The organism is Niallia sp. (genome assembly GCF_031978665.1).
Taxonomy (GTDB): domain Bacteria; phylum Bacillota; class Bacilli; order Bacillales; family Cytobacillaceae; genus Niallia.
In genome coordinates this window covers 1-8,904 of the sequence record NZ_DALZDK010000068.1, presented here as the reverse complement: position 1 = coordinate 8,904, position 8,904 = coordinate 1, and the positions used below count along the sequence as shown (strand labels likewise).

At 35.1% G+C, this 8,904-nt stretch carries 15 protein-coding genes and 2 pseudogenes; 13 read left to right on the top strand and 4 right to left on the bottom strand.

Annotated elements, in window-relative coordinates:
• A pseudogene (locus tag RTL21_RS22860) lies at positions 1–185 on the bottom strand (LLM class flavin-dependent oxidoreductase); the annotation flags it as partial.
• Between the two features lie 178 nt (positions 186–363).
• Here RTL21_RS22860 and RTL21_RS22855 point away from each other — a divergent pair.
• The 5 genes and pseudogenes from RTL21_RS22855 (at position 364) to RTL21_RS22840 (ending at position 1,656) form a co-directional block, all read left to right on the top strand.
• Complete coding sequence (locus RTL21_RS22855; protein ID WP_312099442.1) at positions 364–921, top strand: GNAT family N-acetyltransferase; 558 nt, start codon at positions 364–366, stop codon at positions 919–921.
• A gap of 19 nt (positions 922–940) precedes the next feature.
• The gene (locus tag RTL21_RS22850) at positions 941–1,216 is read left to right on the top strand and encodes a hypothetical protein (protein ID WP_312099440.1); all 276 of its coding nucleotides are present in this window, start codon (positions 941–943) and stop codon (positions 1,214–1,216) included.
• Positions 1,189–1,254, top strand: a pseudogene (locus tag RTL21_RS23295) (hypothetical protein); the annotation flags it as partial. The gene RTL21_RS22850 and the pseudogene RTL21_RS23295, both read left to right, overlap by 28 nt.
• Complete coding sequence (locus tag RTL21_RS22845) at positions 1,255–1,383, top strand: N-acetyltransferase (protein ID WP_312099439.1); 129 nt, start codon at positions 1,255–1,257, stop codon at positions 1,381–1,383.
• Between the two features lie 30 nt (positions 1,384–1,413).
• Entirely contained in the window at positions 1,414–1,656 is a 243-nt protein-coding gene (locus RTL21_RS22840) for a DUF2164 domain-containing protein (RefSeq protein ID WP_312099438.1), read from the top strand.
• A 21-nt stretch (positions 1,657–1,677) separates the two neighbouring features.
• Here the strand turns inward: RTL21_RS22840 and RTL21_RS22835 are convergent, their stop codons facing one another.
• The gene (locus RTL21_RS22835; protein ID WP_312099436.1) at positions 1,678–1,899 is read right to left on the bottom strand and encodes a DUF4177 domain-containing protein; all 222 of its coding nucleotides are present in this window, start codon (positions 1,897–1,899) and stop codon (positions 1,678–1,680) included.
• 193 nt (positions 1,900–2,092) lie between these two features.
• Here RTL21_RS22835 and RTL21_RS22830 point away from each other — a divergent pair, with 193 nt between their 5' ends.
• Entirely contained in the window at positions 2,093–2,422 is a 330-nt protein-coding gene (locus tag RTL21_RS22830) for a YolD-like family protein (protein WP_312099434.1), read from the top strand.
• A 15-nt stretch (positions 2,423–2,437) separates the two neighbouring features.
• Positions 2,438–2,800, top strand: coding sequence for a YhjD family protein (locus RTL21_RS22825; RefSeq protein ID WP_312099432.1), 363 nt, complete (start codon positions 2,438–2,440; stop codon positions 2,798–2,800).
• Between the two features lie 139 nt (positions 2,801–2,939).
• Here RTL21_RS22825 and RTL21_RS22820 read toward each other — a convergent pair whose 3' ends face one another.
• Positions 2,940–3,509 (bottom strand): ATP-binding protein, encoded by a 570-nt coding sequence (locus tag RTL21_RS22820; RefSeq protein ID WP_312099430.1) that lies wholly within the window; start codon positions 3,507–3,509, stop codon positions 2,940–2,942.
• Positions 3,510–3,670: 161 nt separating this feature from the next.
• Here RTL21_RS22820 and RTL21_RS22815 point away from each other — a divergent pair, with 161 nt between their 5' ends.
• From RTL21_RS22815 to RTL21_RS22805, 3 genes are all read left to right on the top strand, one after another.
• On the top strand, positions 3,671–4,528 hold the full coding sequence (locus tag RTL21_RS22815; RefSeq protein ID WP_312099428.1) for a manganese catalase family protein: 858 nt from the start codon (positions 3,671–3,673) through the stop codon (positions 4,526–4,528).
• Between the two features lie 943 nt (positions 4,529–5,471).
• Positions 5,472–5,957, top strand: a complete 486-nt coding sequence (locus RTL21_RS22810) for a CBO0543 family protein (protein ID WP_312099426.1) — start codon at positions 5,472–5,474, stop codon at positions 5,955–5,957.
• Positions 5,954–6,421, top strand: a complete 468-nt coding sequence (locus RTL21_RS22805; RefSeq protein WP_312099425.1) for a CBO0543 family protein — start codon at positions 5,954–5,956, stop codon at positions 6,419–6,421. The genes RTL21_RS22810 and RTL21_RS22805 overlap by 4 nt, the downstream gene beginning before the upstream one ends.
• A 92-nt stretch (positions 6,422–6,513) precedes the next feature.
• On the opposite strand, the gene RTL21_RS22800 is transcribed toward RTL21_RS22805, so the two are convergent.
• The gene (locus tag RTL21_RS22800) at positions 6,514–7,221 is read right to left on the bottom strand and encodes a DNA alkylation repair protein (protein WP_312099424.1); all 708 of its coding nucleotides are present in this window, start codon (positions 7,219–7,221) and stop codon (positions 6,514–6,516) included.
• A gap of 151 nt (positions 7,222–7,372) precedes the next feature.
• Between RTL21_RS22800 and RTL21_RS22795 the strand changes: the two genes are divergently transcribed.
• From RTL21_RS22795 to RTL21_RS22785, 3 genes are all read left to right on the top strand, one after another.
• On the top strand, positions 7,373–7,921 hold the full coding sequence (locus RTL21_RS22795; RefSeq protein WP_312099423.1) for a GNAT family N-acetyltransferase: 549 nt from the start codon (positions 7,373–7,375) through the stop codon (positions 7,919–7,921).
• A gap of 121 nt (positions 7,922–8,042) precedes the next feature.
• The gene (locus RTL21_RS22790) at positions 8,043–8,534 is read left to right on the top strand and encodes a CBO0543 family protein (protein ID WP_312099422.1); all 492 of its coding nucleotides are present in this window, start codon (positions 8,043–8,045) and stop codon (positions 8,532–8,534) included.
• A 98-nt stretch (positions 8,535–8,632) separates the two neighbouring features.
• Complete coding sequence (locus RTL21_RS22785) at positions 8,633–8,857, top strand: VOC family protein (RefSeq protein ID WP_312099420.1); 225 nt, start codon at positions 8,633–8,635, stop codon at positions 8,855–8,857.
• The last annotated feature ends 47 nt before the right edge of the window (positions 8,858–8,904 follow it).

The window sequence follows — 8,904 nt, the reverse complement described above, 5'->3', positions numbered from 1 at the left end:
ATTGCCGGTGCTGAAGCCGCATAATCTTTTCGATGATGCTCCCCTACTCCAAAAACATCTAATCCGACTTTATCAGCTAAAATAATTTCCTCTACCACTTGGCGAATTCGTTCTGCATGACTAACTACCTTCCCTGAATGAGGATCTGGCGTTGTTTCCACAAATGTGCTTATCCCTATCTCCACTATGTATAAATACCTCCTAATTTTAAAAAATCACAAATCAAAATTGACACTACTTCTCCTATTAAAACAGGAGATGTCTCGAATTACAACTATTGTGTTCACGAAGAAAAAAGTAATGAACTTTCACTCCACTTCCCTTACAATGAAAGAACATACATAATTTAACTGGAGGGATACCATGTTTCAGTATACAATCGATGAGGATTTAGCATTAAGAGTGTTCCGTTTAGACGATGCCGAAGAATTTTTCCAATTAATCATGAAAAGTAAAGCCTATTTAAAAGAGTGGCTCGGCTGGCTCGATTATACCCAAACAGTAGAAGACACAAAAGAGAATATCCGTCAAAGACTGGAAGGAATCGTTGAAACGGGAGGCTATCCAAAGTCTGTAGCTATCCTATATAGAGGAAAAATAGCTGGGACCATCGGCTACAATGAGATTAATCGAACAAGTAAGATTGGAAAAATCGGCTATTGGTTAGGAGAAGAATACCAAGGAAACGGAATCATGAGTAAAGCATGCGAAGCATTCATTACATATGGGTTCACTGAATTAAATCTTAATCGAATCGAAATTGCAGCAGCAACTGAAAACAAGAAAAGCAGAGCACTGCCTGAAAAACTAAAATTTACTGAAGAAGGTACTATCAGACAAGCTGAATGGCTTTATGATCATTATGTGGACCATGTTATCTATGGTCTTTTGCGGGAAGAATGGGAAAAGAAACAAAGCTGATTTGCTTGGGAGGGATAAGATGAAAATCAACGAAGTCAGCCCTTTTTCAGAAGATGCAAAAATGCTGATGGAGGAATTATCCGCCTCTCTTGAATCCATTACAGGGAGCAGTGGAAAAAATTCTTTTCAGCTAGAAGAGATGACGAAACCAAACGCGAAATTCGTTGTTGCCTATGATGAAGGGATACCGATTGGTTGCGGTGCCTTTCGTCCGCTCACTCCCCAAATTGCCGAAATAAAACGTATGCGAAATACCCAGGCCAACAAATTGGGAAAACAATCCTTCAGCATTTAGAATTATTAGCCAAAAATGCTGGCTATAAAAAAATCTGGTTGGAAACAAGAATAATCAATCAAAATGCAGTCGCATTCTACCAGAAAAATGGCTATAGCAAAATCGCGAATTACCGTAAATATGAGCATATGCCAGAAGCTATCTGCTTTGAAAAAGACATAGATTAAAAGCTCTAATATAAAAAAGGATGGGATACGATGTTTTATAAACTGACAAAAGAACAGCAAAATGTCATGATTGCAGATATTCAATACTTCTTTTCCGAAGAAAGAGAGGAAGACATCTCCGAATTCGCTGCCGAAAGAGTGTTAGACTTTGTGAAAGAATCACTTGCCCCCCATTTTTATAACGCTGGAGTCAAGGATGCAAGAAAAATAGTCGAAGAAAGAACTAACTCTCTTGAAGACGAGCTTTTGACGCTAGAAAGACCGATTAAATGATAGATTATTCCCAAAAAAACTTCAATCCAAGGGTGAGATTAAACTCTCTCCCTCTTCTTTTTGTTCTTTTTCAAAAATTAATTCCATTGTTATAGCCATTCCCCCATTTCCAAAAGGCGGAGTTAATACACTGTGAAGTCTCCATCCCGCTTTTGCATATTCATGAACAATTGCTTGATAATCTTTTTTTGGTTTTCCACTAAATCCGCCAACTGGAATAGATACAAATTGATATTCGTACATGTAATCAGCCCCCCTAATTGCTCATTTTATTAAGTTTTCCATCCCCTTTATACAAAATATGCGCCTTATTGGTTACATATCTTCACATAAATATTTTTATTTAGCATATATTAAAAAAACGAACAAATGTTCTAAAATCCTTTAAAAAGAACAAACGTTCTGTTATTATATAAGAGAAGGAGTTGTGTTTTTCATGATTAAAGACCGTGGAACAAAAAAATGGGTAGCCATGATGCTGCCAGAACATGTTGCTGCTGTGAAGGAAGAGCTTTTAAATGAGAGAAAAGAGAAGAAGCCAGAATTAGATCAAGAAAAGCTACATGATATCGATTTACTTATTCACGAGGGAATGGAATACCATTTATTCCTGCAATTTTCTTTATTTAAGCAGGGCTTTACCGAAACACTCATTGGAAGAACTGTTTTTATCGACTACATAAAAAAAGAGCTTCGCATCGAGGACGAAACCAATACTATTCACTATATTCCATTTCATCTACTGATCGATGTGGAACGCCTATAATTAGAGGAAAACATCATGAATAGACGATCAAAGGAAGAAACAAAAATACTGGAGCATCTCATTTATTTACCTCTTTTACTAGCTGTTTTAGAAAGAGATTATCAGCAAGCAAAAACGACTCCCTTTAAGCTAAACCAAGTCTATATAAACCTTATTGAAAATACAATGAAAAAAATCCAAGCCGATTTAAAAGGATTCAAGGAAAAAATGTATAAAAATAAAATGAAACTGGTAAAGGGAAATACAGATAAAAGCTTCACAGAATATCATTATTATGTAGCTAACGATCATGAAGTCCATCGCTATTCTAATGCAGCTTTAAAAGCAAATACAGAAAAGCTATTATGTTACTATTTATTTAAAGAGAATGCTGGTTAAAGAATCTTTTTTAAGCTACAAAAAAATTCTCTCACGATGCAAAAAAGCAATGCAAACCTACAAGTAGGAAAACATTGCTTTCCTTTCCCCATGCTGTTTTACAAATTCAGGAAAAAGAAATCGAAAAAACTATATGTAGCTATTCCTCCCCATTATTTACTCCCTTAAGCTTAATAATCGTTTCCATAATAGCTGACACATCCTCTTCTTCTTTAACCGTGAATAAATAATCTGCTTCTCCTGCTATTGGATCGAGTGCCTCCATACCTGTTTGCTGATGCTGACGATTGAGAACCTCGTCATAGGAAGAAGCAGTCCTTAAACGTAGTGTATCTCGGTTATTTTTGGCAATTCGCTCTTTTAGTATGCTAATTGGAAGAGCGAAATGGACAAGAACAGAAGTAAAATCATGTTTTTTATAATAGGAAAGCAATTCTTTGCGACTTGCCTGATTACGATTGGCATTGCACAGGATTAAATGACAATCCGAGTGATTGACAGCATAATCAACAATCGTTTTTGTCAGTGCATGCTTGATACGATTGGACCCATCCTTTGGCACAAGTTTGTCATAATGCGTATGCAAAAATTCGCCATGGTTATCTTGGTCAACGACAACCGCATTCCCAAGCCTGCTTTCTAGGGCTTTTGCAAATGTCGTTTTTCCACTATGAGTCATCCCAACCGTCATAATGACTAATCTTTTCATTCTTTCTCCCCCCTCAACTAATAGCTACTTCTCACTCTACCAAAAACAAATACCTTTTCCCATCAAAAAAATTACCATTTATGCATTTTTCCTGTATATCTCCGACCACTTTTGGAACGATAAAAAGGATGTGTGATTATAAAAAAGGAGTTCGATGATGCATGTATTTTTATAGAGAAGATTTAATCAATATGATTGTCCCTGACAAACCAGATCCAAATGCAGCTAAAGTGTTGCAAGAAGCGTTAGGTGGACAATTTGGAGAAATGAGAACAATGATGCAATTCTCTTTCCAAAGTGCTAACTTCCGAGGAAAAGCAAAGCAATATCGAGATCTAATTCGCGGTGTTTTTTTGGAAGAGCTTAGCCATGTGGAGCTCGTTCAATCCACCATCAATCAGCTGCTTAACGACTCCGGAGAAAACATGCCAGGAAACCTAGCCAGCGACGGTGCTCCTTTAGATGATGTAATCAAAGCTGGTGCGAATCCGCATCATTATATTGTTGGTGCTAAATCATCTCTTCCTGTTGATGCAGGTGGTAATCCATGGAATGGCTCTTGGGTATATGACCATGGGAATTTAGTTGCCAATCTCTTGAATAATGTTGTTTTGGAATCAACTGGCGTTCTTCAAAAATCAAGAATTTACGAGATGAGCAGCAATAAGACATTAAGAGAAACAATTGCCTTTTTAATTGTCCGTGATAACGCCCATCAAAATGCCTTTGCTAAAGCATTAGAAACATTAGGAGTAGATTGGGGTAAAATCCTGCCTGTTCCAAACTATGACATCAATAAGTATCCAGAATGTCGAAAATATGTAGAAATGGGTTTCCATAACGCGCAATTTAATTTCAGACTGGATAATACAAGAATCGGTGAAATCTTCCAAGGAACAACACCTAGCAGAAATAATGGGGACTTAAATGTTGTCCCACCGCCTCAAGGCCATCCAGTTCCAGAGCTACCAGATATGCCAAATGAGCATGCTCCTGGTCTTGCTGACTTAAATAATTAATTGGGAAGTAGCAAATGTTCCTATAATATGTAAAAACAAACTCTGCTCAGGATGAAATGAGCAGAGCTTTTGTGTCCCTAGCTGGCAAAAATATTGGTTGTCCATCCTCTTTATCCTATGCACTTTTTTATATTTGGATATAGGAAATTAACATTTTTTTGAAAATTTGTTTAGGCTGTTTTAATCAACAAGCCCATTGCCAATGTAGTCAAACGTGTTTATATCAGCAGAAACGACCATATTATATTATTAGGGCTAGCGTTACTTTATTTCGCATTCCTAAAAAGAAGGTAAATGTAAATAATTACTATTTAATTTTTTGGTATTTTCTAGTAAAATAAAGGAAAAATTATGAAAAGTTAGGAGAAATGATCAATGTGATTGGCTTATTAATTTCGATACTTATTTTTAACTTCTGCGCCTTCCGATTGAATAAGCATTTAAGCAGAAATCAAATTCTACATATCTATGTTTTTTCGATTGCGTTCCAATTATTGTTTGATATAATTATTGATTTTAAATTACATGCATATTGGTATTTCACAATAGATATAGAGTGGCATGTTTTATTATATGCTCTATTTCTAGTGCCTCCCGTTAATATATTATTTCTCAATTTTTTTCCTTTCAAGAAATCTATTTTAAAGAAAATAATAGCAATCTTCCTATGGAATATTGCATTCCTATTCTATGAATTCATTACTCTTTTACCCGAGCCATGGGGATATTTCAATTATGGCTGGTGGAAATGGTGGTATTCCGCTTTACTTAATCCTTTATTATTATATATAGTGATTAAATACTATCGTTTAGTCCAAAAAATAGAAAGTTCCATATAACTTTAAAAGTTAACTAGATTATCCGCCGCTACTTTTACATATATTCTGTTCTATAGGTAATACTATGACTAATTATCTATTTGAGCAGGTGAAGGTATATGAATATGGAAAGATGGATCTTAATCGGAATTATTGCGATAAGCATCCTTGCCATTTTATTTCTTGTTCCAAAAAAAAGAGCTAGAGAGGCTTGGGTGATATTTTTATCTCTACAGATTATCACTTGGCCAGCTGGATTGCTTGCAGTGGAATGGAAAATGATTGATTATCCTATTCAGCTTTTCTCATTCGCAAACGAATTTAATCGATCAAGCTTCACCTTTGAATTTTTCCTTTTTCCCGTTACGGCGATTATTTTTTGTTTATACTTTCCAAAAAAATTAAAGAAAATAGGGACCTTTTTTTATTATTTTCTCTTTGCTGGTTTCTTCACCTGTCTTGAAGTGATAATAGAGCGACATACCAAGCTCGTGAACTATCTAAGCTGGCATGGATCTTATACATTAATATCTGTTATGGTTACATTATTCATTAACCATACCTATTATACTTGGTTTAAAAAAGGGCTAAAAGGAACGGAAACGAAATGAATAAGGAACTAGTTATTTTATTTCTTTCATGGATCACCTGTTTGTTTTTACTCATTAAATTTATTCCCAAAGAGAAAAAAAGGTATTTTCAAATTATTTTTTTGTTTGCCCATGCAACAGCATGGATATTTCAATATATCCAAGTAAATATAAGGTTGGTAAGCTTTCCATATCGAGAATTTGAGCATGCAACCAAAATGAGTTTTTCCCTTTATTATTTGGTTTTGCCGACTTTTGCAGTTTTTTTCATGCTTTTTTATCCGGAAAAGAAGAATTGGATGAGAGTATTCATTCATTACCTACTTTTTAGCAACGGTATGCATCTTTATATGTTTTTAGTGGAGAGAAATAGTGAACTTGTTCACGATATAAACTGGCATTGGTGGTTTGCTGTCAGTATCGACATCGTTATTTTATATCTTGTTAAAACATTTGCTTTCTGGTTTAGGAAAGGTTTTAAATGATAGACTACAAAAATAAAAAGCCAAATCCTTTTTTTTGCAAAAAAGAGAATTTGGCCTTTATTCGCTATACTATTTAAAAAATTTGATTATACTTAACATCTTACATATTTCCGCTTAAACCCAAGTATACCTCTGTCTAAATCCTTTTGAATTCTTTCCGACACATTAGACATCGTGCTTTTTTTCTTGCCTTTCTTGATTTCGACTAGGCCAACATCCTTAGCAGTCTCTACTGCTTTTTCATGAAGGGGCACATAGGAAATCGCAACGGTGTAGATAAAGTTATTCATAGCAGATTTCACAGTATCCGGAGATTGATGAATCGTATTTTTCACTTGATCGAGCATGCTTGATAGCTTGCTTTCGCTGAATTCCGGGTCCTTGCGATTTCCTAAGAGCCAACAATAGCAGCTCCACCCTGCTGACATCCGCAGTTCTTCCCCACTTGCAATCCATTTATCGGCAACGGCTTGGGCAAAATCTGTTTCTGCTAAAGACACAGCAACCACATAATCAGACAGCATAAAAAAGTAGGCAGCATCTATCCACCGTTCAAAATCTCCCTCCGTCATGATATCTGGATCACAAATGACACCAGCAAAATACATCGCATCATAGTTACCTGTTGCGTATAGCTCTTCTGCTAACGCTTGATCTTTCTTAATTTTCCTAGCAATCGGCTTCATCGCACCAGTAGCTACGCCAAAAACAGGCTCCTCGGCACCATTGCCCATATAAAGCTTTTTCGTCCTTTCCTTCCCAAGTGCCTCTAGTTCTTGCATCACTGTTTCAAAATCCATTATTTTCCTTCCTCCTACTAATATGTATTATGACGAATGCTTCCCCTTACCATCATAAATTTTCGCAAAAATCATTGATAGAAGGAATTAGCCATTTGCATGTTGAAGTATGTACTAAATCTATTGTATTTACTATAAAGGAGTATTGTCAATGAAGCGTACCTTTCCAATTATTGAAACAAAGCGTTTGTATTTAAGAAATGTAACTTCTGAAGATGCTAAAGATATGTTTACCTACTTATCTGATCAAGAAGTTGTTCAACATATGGGACTAGAACCATATAACTCACCAGAAGAAGTCTTAGAAGAAATAAATTGGTACAAATCCATTTGGGAAGAAGGCACTGGGATTCGATGGTGCATAACATTAAAAGACGAAGATACCGTGATTGGCAGCTGTGGTTTTCTAAATATGCAGCCGAAGCATTATAAAACAGAAATAGGATATGAACTAAGCAGACATTATTGGGGGCAAGGAATCGCTAGCGAAGCGTTAGAAGCTGTGCTTACCTACGGCTTCGAGCATTTGAGCTTAGAAAGAATCGAAGCATTGATTGAACCATTAAATATATCTTCACAAAAATTGGTGGAAAAACAGGGCTTTTTACGTGAAGGTTTATTGAGACATTATGAATATACTTGCGGGAAATTTGATGATTTATATATGTACTCCATACTTAAGGGAGATCTCCATTTTTAACTTAATAAGTTAGCCATTAATAGAAGTACATATCGCTAATCAACTCCATTTATTCCAAAAAAATTCAACATTAAATATTCCTCCTTAGGTTAAACTAACCTAAAATCAAAGGAGTATCAGTATGAAGAAACGAAAGTATGAAAAAAACATCTTAAGAATTTTATGTGTAATAGGAATAGGTTCTTTTTTGGGTTTGCTTAAAAAACCGCCATTAAAGGATTGGCTGATTATTTTCTTACTAAAAAGCTATATAGCCTCCATTTTAGATAATCTTTTAGTAAAAAAGGGATACTTAACCTATCCAATAAAATTATTAAAAACGTTTGATGTTAGTGTTCTATTTAGTTATCTTCTTTTCCCTGTCTGTTGCATTTATTTCAATCAAGTGACTGTCAATTCAAGATTGATCGGGATATTGACTAAGTGTATATTTTTTAGCGTCCCATCTGCACTTGCTGAACATTGGATTGAAAAAAATACCGATTTAATTAGATATAAAAAAACATGGACATCTTTCCATAGTTTTCTATCGATTGCAGGAACATTCTTATTCGTAAGATTTATGATGGTATTAGTTAGAAAAGCCAATATTAAGCAATCAGGAGAAGCCTAATACTTATCATGAATTACAACTTAAACATTCCATCCTTAAAGGATTTTCTGCTTTTTTATAGAACTTTGTTATAAATCCTAAATAAAGGTGGAATGTTTATGCATTCAATTTCTTCTCCTATTACTTGTAAAGTAAATAATGTGTTTATTCATGTAAGCAATCTCGAACAAGCAGTTGAATGGTATAGCGAATTACTTGGACTCCCATTTGATAAGGATAAGGTAGAATCACCTGTCTATAATATTCCCGTTACTTCAGAAACCGGGATTACATTGGACGATCACACTTTCGAAAAAGCAGCCTTTTTTTATGAGCTAAATTAGAGATTGTTCGTCTTTACAGATTGGCTATTTAGTTTTGTCACAACCTC